Source organism: Xanthomonas sp. D-36-1, assembly GCF_017746155.1.
In the GTDB taxonomy this organism is placed as follows: domain Bacteria; phylum Pseudomonadota; class Gammaproteobacteria; order Xanthomonadales; family Xanthomonadaceae; genus Xanthomonas; species Xanthomonas cissicola.
On sequence record NZ_JAGHWR010000085.1, the window covers coordinates 1 to 17,632 of the forward strand.

Here is a 17,632-nt window from a genome sequence, read left to right on the forward strand (position 1 = left end):
AGTTGATCAGACCTTCCTTAATTCGGATAACGAATCAAGCAGACAAAAAATCCCTCATCAGCTTAACATATACCCAGACTACAACACCTTTAACAACGGCCTATTACACAAACCTTTCGCGCAGAGGTAAATTCTATTTTTCGCAAACTGCACTGCTTCGAGCGCCGATTCCGTGCCCCCGGCCAGATACTTAACCTTTAGCACGCAAGCCCTATCAGATGTAATGTAAAATTCCATCACATTATATATTTCACCAGAGGAAGAACGCTCCTCTCTTTCATAATTCTTTCTTGGCTGTATATCAGCAGGCGTGTCGCAAGCTTTGCTTTCTCTAATAACTACAAGCTCTTTCGAACTATCCGGCGCAGTCAGCCTCCAGATTCGGTCCCTCCCAGACTCAATCATATTGAGACCAGCATCGGCCTGAATAATGCACCAGTTATTCATCTTAACAGTGCACGTAACTACTGGTGCTGCTGTCGGCTTCGGCCCAACACCAGAAGAAACGTCACCATCTGATGCCACCGCTTGTAGAACGACGCCACCTGCGGCAAAAATAATAAGGCTCAAAAAACCCGCTCGATAGCATCTCATTTACAGGAACTCCCTTGCATCGATGAGCAATTAAATATTTTATTACCAGGCTGTGTAGAATTATTTTCAATCTCGTCCCTGGTTTGCTGACTGGCCGGCTGTCCACCATAGTCTCTCATGATCGCACCTTGCGTTCCAGGAACATCATTACTCAGTTGTGCTCCGCCAGCGTCAACACCACCTTTATATTGATCGCCCGCCCCCAAGGTGTGGCCCATTTCATGGCCTACAGTGATCGACCCAACCGCATCTGGCGCCATCTCCACATTTCTACCATTAATTTTATCGACATGAGATCGATTATTTGAACCAGGCGCATCGCTTAACGCATTATTAGTTGAAATATTTACCGTATCAGCTCCAGAACCTTGACGGAATAGAACAACCATATTTTTACCGCCTGATGTTGGACCATTGAATTTTGACGCCTGAACTTCTATTTGAGCGTTGGAGAACTGACTTTTGTTATTGTAGCTCTGTATGACAACCGTCACCCCATTGGGAAAATTGTAATATTCAGCCCTTCCATCTGGATCTTTGAAACTATACGGATTGTTTGACGCGTATCTATAGCGATTGAAGTTAGCCGCCAACACCGAGTCCGCGGCAACCGGATCCACGCTCAAGAACCGCCCAAGGTCCTGGTCGTAGTAGCGCTGCTGCATGTAGGTCAGCCCGGTCGCGCCATCCATGGCGTGTCCCGTGTAGCCGATGCCATCGACCGTCTTGCCGATAGGGCTGCCGTAGGGCTGATAGTCGGTGCGCTCTACCACCTGCCCCGCCGTGTCCGTCACCGCAATAGGGCTGCCCAATGCATCGGTGTGCTGGAATTTGATGGTTCCTGAGTTACGGGTGGCAAGCAAGCTCCCATTGAGATAGACGTATTCCATGTTGCCCTTGCCCGACGCCTCTGTGTAGAACAGCTGGCCAGCCTGGGTATAGACCTGAACGGTCCGTGTCGTGGGACCTTCCCTAGGACTTCTGGACTTGATTAGGCCGCTTAACATCGCGCTGGAAGAACGCCGCGATCGAGATACCGGCGCGCCAACGATTGAATCGACGTCGCCTAGGCTACCTCGGTGTAGGTATGGCCACTGATATCAGGTTGTGAGATCCAGACGAGTTAAAGTCCCTTCGCAAAAGAACAGGGACTCTTATGGATTCTTCGGCGACCTCAATAAAGGCAGGTCTACTCGCAAGGTTCAAAACTTGGTGGGCAGGCATACGACCGACAGCTCAGGTATACCTGATCGCGCTAGCCTGCTTTGTTATTAGTGTGACGGTATCCTCAGTGCACCTGAACCATGACGCCGCGCGGGTAGGTTGCTACCTATCATTTTTCCTCTTCGCTGCGGGATTTTTGAGGGAAGCCTACGTCTGGATTCTTCCCAAGTTGCAGCCGCCACTTGTGAAGTTGCTAGTCGCAGCGGGAAGCGTGACCGCAGCAGCGGCTGCGACCGGGGTCAGCCGGATGGCGGTGAATGAAGCAACTGAGCAAGACCCGGCAGCTTTCGCTACAACAGTGGCTTTTCTGGTTCCCATTTCATTCGTGCCCGTCCTGGCCGCCCTGATTGCGATAACTGGCGTTTTCGTCATTCCGGGGACAATTCTTGGCAGCCTTGGTAAAGCCATGATCACTTGGTCCAAACCAGCAGATCTGGATGTAATTTTAAGTTTAGCTCGCATTATTGGCTGTTTGGCAGTTATCACTAGTGCCGCATCTGTGCTCAGCGCAAAATCCGTTCTTTTCCCGACGATGGAGTGGCTGGCAGGCCACAGCGCCCTAATGTTCGATCTCCAACCCAACAAATTTTGTAGTGAATTTAAGGAGGACCGAGTTCTGAGACTTAACGATAGCCTGGTCATCGTCGGCCGCGTTACTGATGATGGAGTTCAGTTTGTTCGCCGCGCTTGCCCGCTAAGCGCAGAGGATACGGTTTTGCGCCCTCCTGAGTTCGCTAAGCCCAAGACTGCATCAACGCTGAGCCACCCAAAGCCACCAAGCAGCGGCGGACAGCGATAGATGCGAAGCACCGCAGCAAGAAAAGGCGAGAAGGCGCCAATACCGGGCTTCTTTGTTAGTTAAAACATCTGCTCCATCCTTGACATCCTTTCCTAGTCTGTTAAGAAGCGAAACCTATCGCAGCGAATCAAACGACATGAGAATCGAAGAATTTTGGAATCAGGCCTTTTTAACGTCCCTCGCGCGCGTTGACCCAGAGCAGGCAAAGCTGGACGCAGATCGGGCCGTCCAGATTGCGATTTCGCATTGGCAGGAACACATTTACTCATGGGGCCCATCCATCACCCCCAGGTGGCAGCATCAGAATATCTGCGCTGTTCCTAAAACATATGGAGCGGCGCCGGATTCTAGCTCCGGCGATAACGGCTCTCATGGGGTTTAGCAAGGCTTGCTGAAGTCGAGGCCGCCAATGCCTCGTTCAGTGACTTCAGTGATGGATAACCGGCTAAGATGGTAAGCCCGGTCATATCCTTGCCGTCCCCGTGTTCAGAGGCAGCGACCCATCTGTTCTCAAATTGATCCTTTGTCGGCTCACCATCCTCCCCGACTATATCGATCGATCCGTGTAAGTCGCCGATGGGTGGATCCCCAGCGACGCCTGGAGCAAACGCCTTGCTCAGGAATTCTTTTGGCAACGGCTGCTGGGCAGGCACCAGATCTGCCCTTTCGTTTACGAATCCCCAAGCTTCGTCGAGGGAGTCCGTTTGCGCTAGCACCTGAGGCGGCCCATTGGTATCAATGACTATGAACCGTCCGTAAGGCTGAATAAAGTGAGGAACAGGCTCACCGTAACTAGCGCAGACAGTGTAGCGAACGACTATTACCCCCCTTTTAGCCGAAACTACTTCCTCTTTCATCAATGTATCCATAATTGAATTTTACCTTTTTTATCGCACAGCTTTTTGAAAAGGCCTGAACTGTAACTAGGAAGCAAGATAGGCGGACTGAACTTCGCAAGGGTTGCCACCCGGTCCGGCAGGCTCCGTCGATCGATGTAGAACTTCTCCAGCACGGTCTGACCAGTTCCGTGCCCGGTTAGTGCCCCGATTGCCGAAGCAGACACCCCCGCCTCGTCGAGCTTTGAAGCGATGGTGTGGCGGAACCCGTGGAATCCCTGCCCCTTCTCCGAGACGCCTTGCCGCTTGATGTAGACCGAGAACTGACGGCTCAGCTGCCGCCCATAGCCCAGCCCGGTCGAGTTGGGCAGGTCCGGGAATAGCCGCTCCACTCCAGCCTGTCGGGCCTCTTTCACGTAGTCCAGAAAGCCGCAATCGATCACAGGCTGGGCGAGCGGGATGAACCGCCTACTGTGCTTGTTCTTGATGCTCTGCTTCTTCCCGATCTTGCGGACGAAGAAGCCGGGCACGCCGTCGATGGTGTCGATGTCCTCCAGCCGGAGTTGCGCGATCTCGTTGACGCGCGCGCCCGAGTAGAGCCCGAGGATTGGCCCAAACCAGCGATGCGGATACTTCGACGCCCACTTCGGGAACTCCACCGGGTCAAAGATCGCCTTCAACTCGGCGTCCGTGAAAGGCGAGCCCGTGTCTTCCGAATCCGGCGTGGAAATTGCTCGGATGCCTGCCAGTGGGTTCACCGCCAGATGCTTGCCCTCGACCAGCGACACCAGGAACACGCTCAGCCGTTGCCGGTGCTTCGCCATGGTCCACGCCGCCGGCTCCGGCTCCTGGTTCTTCTTCGCCAGCTTGATGACCTCGGGCACCGACAGGTCTCGGTAGGCCGGCCGTTTGGTCGCGTTCGAGGGCCAGTAGCGCACGCCCTCGAAGAAGGCCCGCACGTGATCCTGGGTCAGCGAGGCCACGGGCACGTCCTTGCCGATGATCCCGGCAAACAGGCGCAGCGTGTGGCGGCTTTCGAGCACGGTCTTTTGATGCAGGCGTGCCCCGGCCAAGTCCCTCAAATGATCGGCCATCGCTTTCGACAACATCAATGCGTTGGAAGCGTGCTTGGCAATGCCTTGACTGGCGCTGCGCAACTGTTCCCGACGCTTGGTCACCCTAGCCGACGTGACCTCGGACGGCTCCACTTGGCGAGACCGCGACATTAGGTCTCCGAACATGGCGGCATCGGCCGGGTTGTCCAGCTGCGCCTTAGCGATGCGCGTGCCGTCGGGCAGCGTCACGTCTTTCAGCGTCAGCTCTTTGATGTCCCCACTGCGAACCTTTTCCAGCAGCTCTTCCAGATCCACGGTCATCCCTTTCCGCATGGCATCGAATGCCATCGATAGTGCCATTCCCATCGTGGCCGCCGCCAGCCTGGCGTGGTCCCCACGACGGTTTCCCAGCGATCGGACGAGGTAACGCGAGCCAATCGAGGCTCGAAGATCGGTAGGGACAAAGAAACGCGCATGCAGGCCAGCCGAGCGCGACATCATCAAAGGCTTGGGCAAGATTGATACCTCGATTGATACCTCAAGGGGCATCGCTCGGAATCATCAATCGGCCGAAATATCTAACCAAGTCAACCACTTAAAGACTTGACTGAAGCTCTGGAGCGGGCGATGGGAACAGTACAACGCGCCCAACCCATTGATGTAAAAGAAATTTATCCCGAATGGGCTACGGGATTAGACCGCATTATGTACCGGTGCTCTGTTCTCGACAAGTCAACTGCGTCCACTCAGCGCCGCTAAGCTCCAAGGACAGCTATCAAGGCTACGACGGTATGGCTCTGCTGCCGAAGGTTTCGGCAATCGGCATGACGTTGTTGACGGTGATCTTGTCGGCACCCCTTTCACGCGCTCTGACGCGTGTCAGTGGGCGCACTGCCTCCTTCGCCATGCCATAGGGAGCGCACCCCGACCATGCCCAAGAGGCCGCCTGCCGAACCCAAGTTGATGATCCGTCCTTCACCGCTGGCTTTCAGATGCGGGTGACAGGCCTGCATCATTCACTGGTATGCGACCGGGCCAATGTCAAAGCTCCGCTGCGCCGGTCGGGTGTTGCCCCGGATCCTACCGTCGCGACAGTTCAAGCCACTAAATTTTCAGGCATTTCTTCCAGACCTTCGGTGAAGCTGATACAGCGAATGCGCCAATCGCTCAGATCTGGCGAAGTGGGTAAGCTATAAGTGGGTTAGAGGCATCAATCCTCAACCACAGGGAAGACCATTGCATGCTTAAAATTGACATAAATAGGTCTGAGAAATGGGTCGCTTTTGCTGTGACAGGCGTGCTTTCGATACCTCCTATTGGCCTCGGGTTAGGTCCTGACATGTACCTTATCCAAGATCCAAAGGATCCCAACTGTGGCAGCTCTGAAATTTTTTCGGCAGTTGAAGAATCTTTTCACGAGTTTGGCATTACTGATCATGGCCCGCTTACTTTAAATTATATTAAAGTGCTTTTAATCCCGATGAAGGATATTTCCGATTACGGTATAAAGATTGGTTTGATGGTGGCCGACTTAGCACTCTCTGTATTCAATAAAAAAGTCACTATGGCACGGGCTCGGCTAATTAACTGGCATAGAAGAGACGGCATGGCAGTGGGGGCTATGTTTGAAAGCGGAAAATGGACTGCACTAAAACCTAGAAATACAGCGATGGGGCCTGCCCTTCAATGGGATCCAGGTACGAGCTATTGGGACAAATTCCTGCACGATCATATTCTAGGGAAACTGACACCCCTTGGTAAAGCCCTAAGCAAATGCATGTCCTGGGATAGAGAGTCACAACAGACAGCAAATATTTCCCACAGATTTGCTTTTTCCTGGATTGGCTTGGAATCAATGCTTCCTCCGGGAGAAAAGGATGGGCCTGGCGCAGGTAAGCGTTTTTCAATCCTTGTTGGAGCCCCTAGTAAGTACTACTCAAGAAAAATCAATGAAAATAACCAATTAAAAATTTTTCTTACGGCTAATCCGAATCCCCACGCGAAAATCTGGAAGGGAACAATCGATGATATGTTCAGATACCGCTGTGAGATTTTCCACGAAGGCGGCACAGAATTTACTTCTGACACCATCGAACCTCTCAAAGCAGACTGGTATGCCAAAGTAGCTGATTTTCTTTGCGATCGTTTGGTCACTCTAGGCGGCATGGCGTTTAAGGATAACGTCGATACTGTTGAAGAGTTCTGGGATTTATACGTGCCCCATTTTCTCATTTCTTCGGACAACCACTGGAACAAATCAGGTGTGTTTTTCGGAGGACACCTCATTAAGTTTGACTGGTCATCAGGACTCTATCCAGAAATAAACCACATTTAATTTTGCGTTTGTCTCTAAAGGATTAAAATAAGTGCATTGACGCGATTTTTAGTCAATTTTTATAGCATTTTATACTTGGCGTCGGAGCTGATGTCATAGGAACTTTAAGGGGTGAATACATGTCGAATTGGACTGACTTAACGCTTTTGCACGGTAACGAAGAGGGTGCTCGTGCTGCATTCGAGCGTGCTTGTGAAATGGTTATTAGGGCGAAACATCCGCTCCATACAGTCAGAGGCATACGAGTAAACCAGGGAGATGCTGGGATCGACGTTTATGTTGGTGAACTCGGAGTGTCCCCTATTGACGTTTATCAGTGTAAGTATTTCACCGATGGCATTGGAGATTCTCAAAAAAAACAAATCAGGAACTCATATGATACTGCGACTAACTCCGCGCACTTTGAAGTAAAAAATTGGTATCTTTGCTTGCCAATTGACTTGTCTGTTCAAGAAACCTCATGGTTTTCAGGATGGTCTAAAAAATGCGAAACACCGGTTGATTTGTTGTCTCCCTCAGAAATGATGTTTTGGGCAGAGAGTACTGGTCTAGCGTCTTCGATATTTAAAAGAGATGACTCCCTTAAGCTGGATTGGATTGTCAGCGACTTAAAACAACATAGCCGCGATCCCTGGATGGCTTTAGTGGAGCAGACTGAAACGGACTGCTACAAGATTCTTCTGACTCTACTTCGAAAGTATCACCAGTGCATTAGCGGCAGCCATCCTAATCTTAATGGTCTCTATTTACGGGCGGAAGCAGGAGATAGGCTTGATGCGTGCGAATATGTCAAAGCTGTATTAGCCGGTCCTTTACCCAATAATCATAAGGTTTGGATATTTAACATGCTGAGCGACTTTACAATGGAGCCCATAGCTTTCCGCTTTATTCGTCGTTATGACGCTCTTTTAGCTAAGGCTAAGGACTTCAATCGGATGGAGGAACTTTCCACGAGCGAGTTCTACACGGTCTGGGGAATGCTGCGCTCTCCTTTGCTTCAGAGCTTTCGAGATCAGGCTTGTTGGAAAGTAAAATTCCAGTAGGTTAATTCCACACTGAATCTCGCTATAGACCAAATGCTGTTTCTATGAATAGCCGCCATTGGGTTTTCGCAGCTAAGCCCGATAGCGGCAGCACTAAAGATGTAATATGCCACCGCTTTGTATAACTCAGTATTAATCGTATCTCTATAGTTAATATTAATCAATAGCCAATGCATAACTAATATGCTTAATGGCTAGGCATCTTTTCTACAAGTGTCATTAGTCGACCCTTTGAAGCAACTATTTTCGTACTCCAAGTGCCTATGGATTCAAGGGTTTTATTTCAACGCCGCGCGAAGATTTGGGTGCTTTGGAGGTGGCTACACTGCATTACAGTAGTCTTTATAGATCTATCACTATGCTTCAGGAGTCTCACCGGGTGTAAAAAATTTGCAATACAACCACAAGGACTACGTTGAGACGTAATACCTAGACACTGTGCAGATCAGCTGATACTCAATAGGTCTTGATAGGGCCTCAACCAGAATAAAAGCTCACTATGGCACCCGTGATGGACGAATGGGGATTTTGATCAATCCTGCACCAAAATACTTCTCTATTCACTCCCATCGGATTAGATAGTATACGTCAGTAATTTATTCTAGACGCATATATCAAAATCATCGCTGGTGCTGCGCCGTGGAGTAATGCTTACGCGGTCCAAGACTCGCTTAGCATGTCTGCCCTGCGCCACCTTAGCGGAAGGCATCCTTGGATTTTGAATACAGCAATTGCGTTTAGGAGATGGAGCAATGCACGAAGGTGTACCCATTTCAAAGGTTTTCTATCGTCCGATTGAAGCAGCTATACGCTGGGCGGGCTTACTCAAGCATCAACGTGCGATTCTGACCCTGATCACATCGCCCAGGAGTCTCCCGCACACACTCGATTTCCCTCGTTGGACAGAGCTCCGTCTTTATACCGAGCGTCTCTACGATGCCATTTTCCACTATGAACTACCTTACGGCATCAAGGGCATTACGGTGGAGGACGAAGACGTCTGGGACTCACCGGAGTTGACTATCCGACATGTTGATCTCAAGCAGTGGATGCGACATCACTACCCAGAACACAGGCCCGCTTTTCTCTTCAGCCGAAGCGAGCGCATGGCTCATCCAACCATCACGCTTGAAACTGGCCACGCCTTGTTGGTCGAGCGGCAGGCAATGAAAGCAGAGCTGCAACACTACAAACGCCAGCTCAAGGCGCTTCAGGAGCAGCACGATGACCTGCTGAGTCATAGCAAACAGAACCGCATCTGCAGCCATTGCACCATCACAGATAGGTCTGAATCTACATATCAAAATATTCTAGGGGGCATGTTGGACTTGATGCTCTCTCGATCGCCAGCAGGCAAGCCGTACTCCAGCTTCAGAACCCAAGAGGCCATTGTTTCTTCTCTTGTTGCTCACCACGGCGGTTTGATGGGCATCACGGAGCGAACCCTGAACGGTAAGTTTGCTCAAGCACGTCGCAAGATCCGAAGTGCAGAGACACCGGGGGGCCGCACTTCGTTTGTGGCAGACGTAGCGAGCGTTTAGCAGTCCAACCATCAGCTTGCAAGCTTGTATGTGCAAGATCAAAAACTGCATTTGCAATGTCTTTTGCTAGCCATGTGTATTGAATAGGGGCACACCAACGAACGCCACTGAGCGCTAAGGAGTGTCCACGATGTTGCAAGTGCCTGCCCTGCCACAGGGGGAGCGCCGCATTCTGCGGCTCGACGAAGTTGAAGCGAAATCGGGATTCAAGCGTGCCCACATCTACGCATTGATGAAAAAGGGCGAATTCCCACAAGCCCTGCGATTGGGCGTTCGTGCGGTCGGCTGGGATTCCGTAGAAGTAGACCTCTGGATCAGCGAACGCCTAAATAACCGGGTGCAGCAACCCGCTCTCCCACGTAACGTCTAGGGAGAGCAACGATGCAGATCGTATCCATTATTTCCACGAAGGGTGGCGTCGGTAAGACGACTACCGCAGCGAACCTAGGTGGCTTGGCCGCTGACGCGGGAATCCGCGTACTGCTGCTCGATTTGGATGTCCAGCCCACTTTGTCGTCGTACTTCGAGCTGACGCACAGGGCTGCAGGTGGCATCTATGAGCTACTAGCGTTCAATGAACAGCGCACAGATCAACTGATATCTCGGACCGTGATCCAAGGGCTGGATCTTGTGCTGTCTAACGATGATCGAGGCGATCTAAATACTTTGCTCCTGCATGCCCCTGACGGGCGTCTGCGCTTACGCCACCTGCTACCTATCTTTGCGCCAGATTACGACCTCGTATTGATCGACACGCAGGGTGCTCGCAGTGTACTCCTTGAGATGGCCGTTCTTGCCTCGGACATGGCCCTATCCCCGGTTACACCAGAGATACTGGCCGCGCGTGAGCTGCGTCGCGGTACGTTACAGCTGCTGGAGGACATCGCTCCTTATCGTCACCTCGGTATAGAGCCTCCAACGCTACATCTATTGATCAACCGAGTGCATCCGATCTCATCCAACGCTCGACTCATCCAACAAGCCCTGCGTGATGTATTCGATGCACATCCAGGCGTCTACGTGCTGAATACTGATGTTCCGGCGATCGAAGCCTACCCGCGCGCCTCAACGCGGGGCCTGCCGGTTCACCGGATTGAACACCGCCAGCCCTCTGGCCGAGTCGCCCCCGCAGCATTAGAGACGATGCAGTCACTGGCCGGTGAGTTGTTCCCGAACTGGCGTGAACGCTTTGCGTTGGTGAAGGGCAAGCCCACTGATTCCTCCGGAGCCCGCCATGGCGAACGTGCATGAACTGGCCCGCGGCAACAAGCGTCTGAGAACGCTGATCGAATTTGCTCTCGCCGAAGGATGGCACATCCAGCGAACACAAGGCGGGCACTTGAAGTTCACCAAAGTGGGCTGCGCCCCGATCTACACCAGCTCGACGGCAAGTGACCATCGCGCCAGCCTCAATGCGCGAGCTCAGCTCCGGCGAGCTGAACGTGAGGCGGAAGACGCTGTGGCGATTTCGGTGGAGAGGAAACGTCATGGCTGAGATCACGCCTCAAGACATGGCCGGAAAGTTACTCGCCGCCGGATTCCAGCGTAACGGGGAGTCCGCCTCGGCCCTTAGCGACCCAATTGCCGACACGCCGATGGTCGTGACATTGGACCAGTTGCGTCCTTATGAGCACGACCCGCGCGTGAAGCGTAACCCTGCTTATGAAGAGATCAAGGCGTCTATTCGTGAGCGTGGGCTTGATGCGCCTCCCTCTATCACACGACGGCCGGGTGAGGAGCACTTCATTATCCGCAGCGGCGGTAACACCCGTCTCGCCATCCTGCGTGACTTGTGGTCGGAGACGAAACAGGAACGCTTCTATCGTATTTCCTGCCTTTTCCGTCCTTGGCCTGAGCGCGGTGAGATTGTAGCGCTGACCGGTCACCTGGCTGAGAACGAGCTGCGCGGCGGTCTGACCTTCATCGAACGCGCCCTCGGAGTCGAGAAAGTACGAGAACTCTATGAGAAGGAGAAGGGAAGTGCGTTGAGCCAGTCTGAACTTGCCCGGCGTCTATCAGCGGACGGATACCCCATCCAGCAGTCACATATCAGCCGAATGCAGGATGCTGTCCAACATCTCTTGCCTGCCATCCCCACCTTGCTCTATGGCGGGCTGGGCCGACACCAGGTCGAGCGCGTTGCCGTGTTGCGTAAGGCATGCGAGCGGATTTGGCAACGGTATTCGGCCGACCGAACTCTGACTGTGGACTTCAGGGAGTTCTTCCAGGATGTTCTGGCACAGTTTGATGCACAACCTGACGCCTTCAACATACAGCGCGTTCAAGACGAGCTGGTGGGCCAGATGGCAGATCTGTTAGGCGTTGACTATGACACGCTTACCCTGGATCTCAACGATAGCGAAAGCCGTCAACGTGCTTTGGTTACCGAGCCAGCCGCCAGTTCGATTTCCACTCCCCACCCTGTCTCGTCTTCGGCTCCCCAGTCCAATCTCACGTCCGTCACAACACCGGAGGGCAACGTCGAGAGTCTGCGTACCACACCATCGCCATCGCGAGAGAACCCAGCACCCGCAAAAAAAACTATACCGGCCGATCTCATCCCGGCTGCGAGCAAGCTACCGTCGGTCCCTGCTGCGTCGGCTGATCGGGAGGTGGGTGATCTCGTGCAAGAGCACATCGTATCCCCTGCACAGACGACCGAACGGTTGCAGTCGATCCAACGCCTGATTGCAAATGAACTCGGGGATGCCGTGCCTCCTGACTTCGAAGGCAATGTTCTACAGGCAATTCCCGTCCAGGCGGGTGGGCTCTATCCCATTACTGACGTCTGGTACATCGATCCAGGCCTCGACATTCCAGACCGGCTACGGGTGCACATTGCACAATTTGCTAGCGAAATTGCGGAGGCAGCGTCGCTTGCAGATTGCATCGTTCCCTGCAACGACGGCATTGGGTTCAAGTGCAAACCTGAGCTGAAAGGGACATCCGACGTCGGCGGCGATGTGGTGATGCTTTTGGCCGCGCTAAGTGGCCAAGGTTCGATTGTCGAAATGGACCGATTTGGCGGTGTCTTGCCCAGGCTGCTGCATGGTGCAGGTGATCCTGCAAAACGACTGAGTGACACGGCGTTGGTCAAGCTGTTCCGGCTCCTAAGGTTGGCTCGGCGTCTGCTGGACATTGAAATCGGTAGCACTGGTCACGGATCTGAGTGAGGTAGCCTATCCATGTCGTCACCGCATCCACTCAACCAAGCAGTGATTGCGCAGGCACTACATGATCTACGCAACGGTCAACTGCGCCGATGCAAAGCCATGGGATTTGGGGATGATGAGCTCGATGCTCTCAAGCACCCATCTCAGGTCAGTGTGCTGCTCAATGCGTCCGTCTCATGGTGTTCTGTCACCGTCAATCGAGATGTTCTGCGTCGGCTGCTGATGCAAGCGCAGGATGTTGAGAAGGAGATTGCGACAGTCGATCGCATGCTGCGATTGGGAGCCAGCACAGAGATGGTCAGCCGATTCTATGGTTTGACTCACCAGGAAGTAGCGCTGCGCCGCGAAATTTTGGGCATGCCCAAACGCAAAGGACGTCACCCGGTACTGGATGAGTCTCAGGATACGGAGCTGTGGCGTAGATGGAAAGTTCTCACCACCCAGCAAAACCCTTCTATGGACGATGATGCATCGGTTTTGCACATCGCAATGGATCTGTCCGAAAGCATGGCGCTACCACTGTCTGTGGTTTGGTCCACGATCAATTCCTGGATCGACCAGGGACTGGTTTAGGTCATGGCAGTGGATGATCCACGCCGAGGCCGCGGTCCAATAGCGTTGTCGGATCTGTTCGATAAAGCGCTGAACACTCTTACTGCAACGTCCACCCCAAAGACCATCGCGTCCCCCTCGCCGACACCAAGCGACGGATTTTTGTATAGCGGCAACCGACACGAGAGCGTTCCCCGTGCACTTTTCCTTGATCGACGATTGACACCGTTGGAGCGCAACGCGTGGCAGGTGTTCCGGTTATTGCTCAACGATGACGGCCTTACCGCATTCCCCACCTATGACCAGCTACGCCCCTGGTTGGGCTCCATGCCCGGCAGTGCCCAAGCCTCGCACGAAACTGTTGCCCGAGCGCTCACTTTGCTCCGTCTTAGCCGGTGGCTGAGTCTTGTCCGCAGAAGGCGCGACCCGAAAAGCGGACGCATTTTGGGCAATCTCTACGTGCTGCACGATGAGCCGCTGACACCGTTTGAGGCGATGCAATTGGACCCGGACTACCTGGGATTGGTTAGTCAGGCGCTAGGCCATGCTGCCAAGGCCGTGCAAGTAGTGGGCATACAAACTCTGAAAGAGATCGCTGAAGACCCGCTGCTTACCGGACGAACGTTGCCCTCACGCCTGCAGGTGATGACGACTCGTCTGACCGAGGCGGGCCTCCACCCTGACAGTTATCCACAAGCAGGCACGTTCAACGAATCCGAAGAAGGTGAGCCAGCCCTTCTTCGGAATCTCGATCCGCATTCTTCGGAATCCGAAGCAGGGCTGGAACCTACGCCAGATGGTGCTCTTCGGAATCCGAATGAGGGCCGTACAGTACGTAAAGAAAGTAATAAAAAAATACGTACTACTACGGGGCCCCATGTGTTGAACGGGTTGCAACTGCCCAAACGTTTCACTCTTCTCAAGGAAGAGCAGCAAACAGGGGCGGCGGTGGCCTTGCAGCAGGTTGACCCGTCAGTGAGGCAAGCTGTGCTAGACGAATGGGAGGCACGTTGCAGGGCCAGTTCCATCCGGAACCCCGCTGGCTATCTGTTCGGCATAATTCAGAGAGCTATTCGCGGAGAGTTCAATGCTTGGGCTGGCCAAAACCAACCGAAGGCGACGCAGCCAGCCACTGCGCCGACGGAACCACCTAAAGTCGCGGCACCTGAAGTAGCCCAAGAACATATCGCACGATTACGAGAGATGTTGCGCTGCAGTTGACCTTCCTGGGGGAGACGCTGAGATGTCCCTTGGACTTCAGTGGAGCTATCCCCAGGGGATAGCTTCGGGCATGCAGTCTTCTACGTTTGCTCTTCTTCGTCCTCATCTTGCTGCCAATAGAGGTAGTTGAACAATGCGTCGAGTTCAGACAGGTTGGTCAAACCAAGTTGCTGTTGAACATCCTGAGCATGCTGGCAGTACATTGCGTAGAGCTGACCATTCACATTCCCCTTGCTGGGATGAAGCGGGTACCCAGTGATACCTGCTGCCGCAAGACCCGAAACGGCGTTCTGATTCATCACTGCGTAGCGCTTGTTGTCCAGCGTATGCAGCACCTCGGTCAGCAGGTTGATACCTGCACCTGTTATGCCATTGAAGTGGTGATGGAGTACTTCGAAGGCTGTCTCATGCGAGAGTCTGCTCCGGCTGACGATATCAGCCAATGCGGCTATGAATCTTGCAGATTGCTCGGCCATTCGAGTGTTCTGCCTATGCAGACCTCCTGAGTGGAACTGATCAATGAGCTGATTGTATGCAGGTAAAAATGAGCTTGCCGAAGGACGACGCAGCGTAGCCATATCCTTGATCTGCTGCCTGGCTCTCATGAGATTTTCTTTTCTGGCTGTTTGCTGTGCGGCGAAACCACTGCTCGATTTGTTGCGTTTCATCTCGTCCAACTGGTACGCCAGAACGCTAAGATCCTGTGTACCCTCACGACTGATTCTTTCAGCACGCTTCTGCGCCATCTTGCGCCATGCTTCCTGGACAGTGAACTGCTGGGCGTAGTCATCAATTCTCTTCTTGGTCGCCGCGACGATAGACTCTTCGCTGATCAATTCGTCGAAGTGCGCTGCAACCTTTTTCGCTAGCGAACCATCTGGGTCAGTGACTAGTACCGAAGCTTCATAGTTGTCAGCCAGACCGCCAGACGTCAGGTTGGCTGATCCAACTAGCACTGTTGATCTGACGGAATCACTGAAGGCATAGATCTTTGGATGGAACGTCGCTTTGGTATCACTCAAATACAACGCCAACTGGTGCTCCTTCCTCAGTGCCATGAGCTTGCGCAGCATTGCTGGCTCGGTCAGATGAAAGCTCAGTCCGACTGCAAACCTTGCCGTCATCCCCCGCTCTAGTGCCTTCGTCAGCGGCTTTAGCAGGGACTTCAAGGCAGACGATTTAGCGAATGCGACCATGCAATCCAGGTGCTCCGCGCGTTCGAGCAAATCCAGCAACGCATCTACGTGTGCCACCTGCATACCGTTGACTACCAGCTCAACACTGCTTTTCATCCATTTCCCCCTGCAAATACCCGTAGAAGCAACAGCCTACCTCAGGCAGCTCAAGATCAGCGCAGCTTGAATGGCGCATGTAGCTATCCCCTGGGGATAGCTACATGCAGTGGTGCGCGCGAACTGGGAGGGCGGTGAGTTCCGTTTGTTGACTGACGCCCCTCATCAACGCGGGAAAGCTGATGGCTCGTTATCTACAGCGAGTCTTCACTATGGCTACTGAATCACTGCAGCTGAATCTTGGCACCCTACGCAGCGCGATGTCGCTAACGCTGCACACGCATCACGCTGCACGCATCTGGCATGGTCGCGCAGCTTCAGAAGGACGGGCGGCTATCGTCGGCTTGAACGGCTACGTATCTGTCATGAACAAGATGAAGCGCGGTGCTGAACAGGACGATCCCTACTCGGACTGGTGGATGTTACGCATTGAAGAGAAGCTGGAGCAGACCAAAGCCACATTGCAAAACCTGCGCGAACAGGTTGACCAGTCTTTAGCTGGCGTACCTACGGCGCTCAGTCTTGGCGAAAACCTCAACGTCCAACCCGTCAAACTGCCCTTGTTCGTCAACGCCCAGTTGGGGTTCGCGGCGGTTTACCTGCTGGCTGACTACGACGACATTGCTCGCAAGCTCATCTTGGCGCATCACACCGCGCTGATAGACCGCAGCACATTGGAACGCTGGCTCAACGAAGGCGCTCACGCGCTGCGCAGTCTTTTCTCACTGGCTCAACAATACCGTTTCAGCGGCACCACGCGAGACGATTTCGCTGCCAAGAATGCGGCGGCTCGCACTGCGTTGGAGAAGTACGGAGAGCTGCCGCAGGACGTGTTGGAAGGCGTACGACGCTCGCGTTTCGCTCCCCCGATCATTCGCCGCGGCCTGCAATCGCGTGCAACATCAAGTACCTCTGCGACTGTCACCGAAGCGACCGACGATGCGCCGGTGTCGCCAGAGTCAGTCGTGGCCGACGAGGATGAGCCAGAATGATCGACCAGCATCTGTATCAACCCACGCGCTTCCATCCCTTGGAACAGACTGACTTCATCCGGCTGGAACAGGCTCCCTATCTAAAAGGCCTTTTAAAGCCTTTTAAAGGTAAAGGGGCTCTCGATGTGTGGGCCAGCCAATGCGTGGCGCAAAGGGATCAGTTGATCGTCCTGGCACAACGACGCGTGCTGCAACAGGCAGCCGGACATCCCTTTCATCTGTTGCCGGTGGAACTGGCCCAGCAGAAGACTGGCGCAGGCACGACCTTTCTGCGCTGGCGCAGGCCAGACCGCTCCGCGATGGGGGCTGCTCTATGGCAAGACCTGGTTCTCAGTGATGCCACGCCGGCAAGCCTGCTAGCCGATTTGTATGCCATCGAACAGCAACGCCTCGTACTGAACATGCAGATCAGCCTGATGCACACCATAGGTCGTCAGGCTCTGGAGTGCGCCAACAAGATGAGTCAGGCCGAGTCCACCTTCCTGCACCGAGTCGCGGGCGCCAAAGGAACTGCTCGTTCCGGGATGCCGCCCCAGGCCTGACTTATCCATTTATTCCCTGCCCCAACGCTGTGCCAAGCGGGTTTTTTCACCACCACGGAGATAGCACCATGAGCACTCATTTCTCTGGCGAAGGCAATATCGGATCGATCCCAGAGTTTCGCGAGTTTCCAAATGGCAACGATGAGCCGAACCGGCTGTTACGGCTGAACATTTATTTCGATAACCCGGTGCCTAAGAAAGACGGCACGTTCGAGGACCGTGGCGGCTTCTGGGCTCCGGTAGAGCTCTGGCACCGCGATGCCGAGCACTGGAAGGATTTGTATCAGAAGGGCATGCGGGTTCTGGTAGAGGGCCGGACCGTTAAGGATGGTCTGATCAATGCGGCCAGAGGATGCGTCGACCCGCATCGGTAGCGCTGACTACGCTCACACCTTCGGTTTTTCGCTGTTTCCAGCGCATTCTCGGGGCGTTC

The 17,632-nt window shown here is 53.6% G+C and carries 17 protein-coding genes and 1 pseudogene; 13 read left to right on the plus strand and 5 right to left on the minus strand.

What is annotated here, in order from left to right:
- Positions 1-78 precede the first annotated feature (78 nt).
- Entirely contained in the window at positions 79-570 is a 492-nt protein-coding gene (locus tag J7367_RS19585; protein WP_139792591.1) for a hypothetical protein, read from the minus strand.
- Positions 571-590: 20 nt separating this feature from the next.
- A complete protein-coding gene (locus J7367_RS19590) occupies positions 591-1,484 on the minus strand; it encodes an RHS repeat-associated core domain-containing protein (protein WP_244672346.1) in 894 nt (297 codons plus the stop codon).
- 401 nt (positions 1,485-1,885) lie between these two features.
- Here J7367_RS19590 and J7367_RS19595 point away from each other — a divergent pair, with 401 nt between their 5' ends.
- Positions 1,886-2,617: a hypothetical protein gene (locus J7367_RS19595; RefSeq protein ID WP_139792593.1), complete on the plus strand. Its 732-nt coding sequence runs from the start codon at positions 1,886-1,888 to the stop codon at positions 2,615-2,617.
- 347 nt (positions 2,618-2,964) lie between these two features.
- Here J7367_RS19595 and J7367_RS19600 read toward each other — a convergent pair whose 3' ends face one another.
- Complete coding sequence (locus J7367_RS19600) at positions 2,965-3,474, minus strand: hypothetical protein (protein ID WP_139792595.1); 510 nt, start codon at positions 3,472-3,474, stop codon at positions 2,965-2,967.
- The gene (locus J7367_RS19605) at positions 3,474-5,057 is read right to left on the minus strand and encodes a site-specific integrase (RefSeq protein WP_057663411.1); all 1,584 of its coding nucleotides are present in this window, start codon (positions 5,055-5,057) and stop codon (positions 3,474-3,476) included. The genes J7367_RS19600 and J7367_RS19605 overlap by 1 nt, the downstream gene beginning before the upstream one ends.
- Positions 5,058-5,748: 691 nt before the next feature.
- On the opposite strand from J7367_RS19605, the gene J7367_RS19610 reads away from it, so the two are divergent.
- The 9 genes from J7367_RS19610 to J7367_RS19650 all read left to right on the plus strand — a co-directional run bounded on the left by J7367_RS19610 (position 5,749) and on the right by J7367_RS19650 (position 14,373).
- Entirely contained in the window at positions 5,749-6,843 is a 1,095-nt protein-coding gene (locus J7367_RS19610) for a hypothetical protein (protein WP_139792597.1), read from the plus strand.
- A 119-nt stretch (positions 6,844-6,962) separates the two neighbouring features.
- A complete protein-coding gene (locus J7367_RS19615; RefSeq protein WP_139792599.1) occupies positions 6,963-7,886 on the plus strand; it encodes a hypothetical protein in 924 nt (307 codons plus the stop codon).
- A gap of 752 nt (positions 7,887-8,638) precedes the next feature.
- Positions 8,639-9,427: a hypothetical protein gene (locus J7367_RS19620; protein ID WP_081027971.1), complete on the plus strand. Its 789-nt coding sequence runs from the start codon at positions 8,639-8,641 to the stop codon at positions 9,425-9,427.
- 130 nt (positions 9,428-9,557) lie between these two features.
- Positions 9,558-9,797 (plus strand): AlpA family transcriptional regulator, encoded by a 240-nt coding sequence (locus J7367_RS19625; RefSeq protein ID WP_032699504.1) that lies wholly within the window; start codon positions 9,558-9,560, stop codon positions 9,795-9,797.
- Between the two features lie 11 nt (positions 9,798-9,808).
- The gene (locus J7367_RS19630) at positions 9,809-10,678 is read left to right on the plus strand and encodes a ParA family protein (RefSeq protein ID WP_039574818.1); all 870 of its coding nucleotides are present in this window, start codon (positions 9,809-9,811) and stop codon (positions 10,676-10,678) included.
- Entirely contained in the window at positions 10,662-10,922 is a 261-nt protein-coding gene (locus J7367_RS19635; RefSeq protein ID WP_039585026.1) for a hypothetical protein, read from the plus strand. The genes J7367_RS19630 and J7367_RS19635 overlap by 17 nt, the downstream gene beginning before the upstream one ends.
- A complete protein-coding gene (locus J7367_RS19640; protein ID WP_039585028.1) occupies positions 10,915-12,600 on the plus strand; it encodes a ParB family protein in 1,686 nt (561 codons plus the stop codon). The genes J7367_RS19635 and J7367_RS19640 overlap by 8 nt, the downstream gene beginning before the upstream one ends.
- Before the next feature lie 12 nt (positions 12,601-12,612).
- Positions 12,613-13,173: a DUF2857 domain-containing protein gene (locus J7367_RS19645; RefSeq protein WP_003413142.1), complete on the plus strand. Its 561-nt coding sequence runs from the start codon at positions 12,613-12,615 to the stop codon at positions 13,171-13,173.
- A 3-nt stretch (positions 13,174-13,176) separates the two neighbouring features.
- Positions 13,177-14,373, plus strand: coding sequence for an STY4528 family pathogenicity island replication protein (locus J7367_RS19650; protein WP_081027972.1), 1,197 nt, complete (start codon positions 13,177-13,179; stop codon positions 14,371-14,373).
- An 80-nt stretch (positions 14,374-14,453) separates the two neighbouring features.
- On the opposite strand, the gene J7367_RS19655 is transcribed toward J7367_RS19650, so the two are convergent.
- Entirely contained in the window at positions 14,454-15,665 is a 1,212-nt protein-coding gene (locus J7367_RS19655; protein ID WP_039570163.1) for a phospholipase D-like domain-containing protein, read from the minus strand.
- 212 nt (positions 15,666-15,877) lie between these two features.
- Here J7367_RS19655 and J7367_RS19660 point away from each other — a divergent pair, with 212 nt between their 5' ends.
- The 3 genes and pseudogenes from J7367_RS19660 to J7367_RS19670 all read left to right on the plus strand — a co-directional run.
- The gene (locus J7367_RS19660) at positions 15,878-16,657 is read left to right on the plus strand and encodes a PFL_4669 family integrating conjugative element protein (RefSeq protein ID WP_039570160.1); all 780 of its coding nucleotides are present in this window, start codon (positions 15,878-15,880) and stop codon (positions 16,655-16,657) included.
- Complete coding sequence (locus J7367_RS19665) at positions 16,654-17,199, plus strand: DUF3158 family protein (protein ID WP_039570158.1); 546 nt, start codon at positions 16,654-16,656, stop codon at positions 17,197-17,199. The genes J7367_RS19660 and J7367_RS19665 overlap by 4 nt, the downstream gene beginning before the upstream one ends.
- Positions 17,200-17,267: 68 nt before the next feature.
- Positions 17,268-17,525, plus strand: a pseudogene (locus J7367_RS19670) (single-stranded DNA-binding protein); the annotation flags it as partial.
- Positions 17,526-17,632: the final 107 nt, after the last annotated feature.

Coding starts and splice junctions, on each gene's coding strand:
- J7367_RS19590 (WP_244672346.1), bottom strand. CDS start 1,484: ATGGAATACGTCTATCTCAATGGGAGCTTGCTTGCCACCCGTAACTCA.
- J7367_RS19600 (WP_139792595.1), bottom strand. CDS start 3,474: ATGAAAGAGGAAGTAGTTTCGGCTAAAAGGGGGGTAATAGTCGTTCGC.
- J7367_RS19605 (WP_057663411.1), bottom strand. CDS start 5,057: ATGCCCCTTGAGGTATCAATCGAGGTATCAATCTTGCCCAAGCCTTTG.
- J7367_RS19610 (WP_139792597.1), top strand. CDS start 5,749: ATGCTTAAAATTGACATAAATAGGTCTGAGAAATGGGTCGCTTTTGCT.
- J7367_RS19615 (WP_139792599.1), top strand. CDS start 6,963: ATGTCGAATTGGACTGACTTAACGCTTTTGCACGGTAACGAAGAGGGT.
- J7367_RS19620 (WP_081027971.1), top strand. CDS start 8,639: ATGCACGAAGGTGTACCCATTTCAAAGGTTTTCTATCGTCCGATTGAA.
- J7367_RS19625 (WP_032699504.1), top strand. CDS start 9,558: ATGTTGCAAGTGCCTGCCCTGCCACAGGGGGAGCGCCGCATTCTGCGG.
- J7367_RS19630 (WP_039574818.1), top strand. CDS start 9,809: ATGCAGATCGTATCCATTATTTCCACGAAGGGTGGCGTCGGTAAGACG.
- J7367_RS19635 (WP_039585026.1), top strand. CDS start 10,662: ATGGCGAACGTGCATGAACTGGCCCGCGGCAACAAGCGTCTGAGAACG.
- J7367_RS19640 (WP_039585028.1), top strand. CDS start 10,915: ATGGCTGAGATCACGCCTCAAGACATGGCCGGAAAGTTACTCGCCGCC.
- J7367_RS19645 (WP_003413142.1), top strand. CDS start 12,613: ATGTCGTCACCGCATCCACTCAACCAAGCAGTGATTGCGCAGGCACTA.
- J7367_RS19650 (WP_081027972.1), top strand. CDS start 13,177: ATGGCAGTGGATGATCCACGCCGAGGCCGCGGTCCAATAGCGTTGTCG.
- J7367_RS19655 (WP_039570163.1), bottom strand. CDS start 15,665: ATGAAAAGCAGTGTTGAGCTGGTAGTCAACGGTATGCAGGTGGCACAC.
- J7367_RS19660 (WP_039570160.1), top strand. CDS start 15,878: ATGGCTACTGAATCACTGCAGCTGAATCTTGGCACCCTACGCAGCGCG.
- J7367_RS19665 (WP_039570158.1), top strand. CDS start 16,654: ATGATCGACCAGCATCTGTATCAACCCACGCGCTTCCATCCCTTGGAA.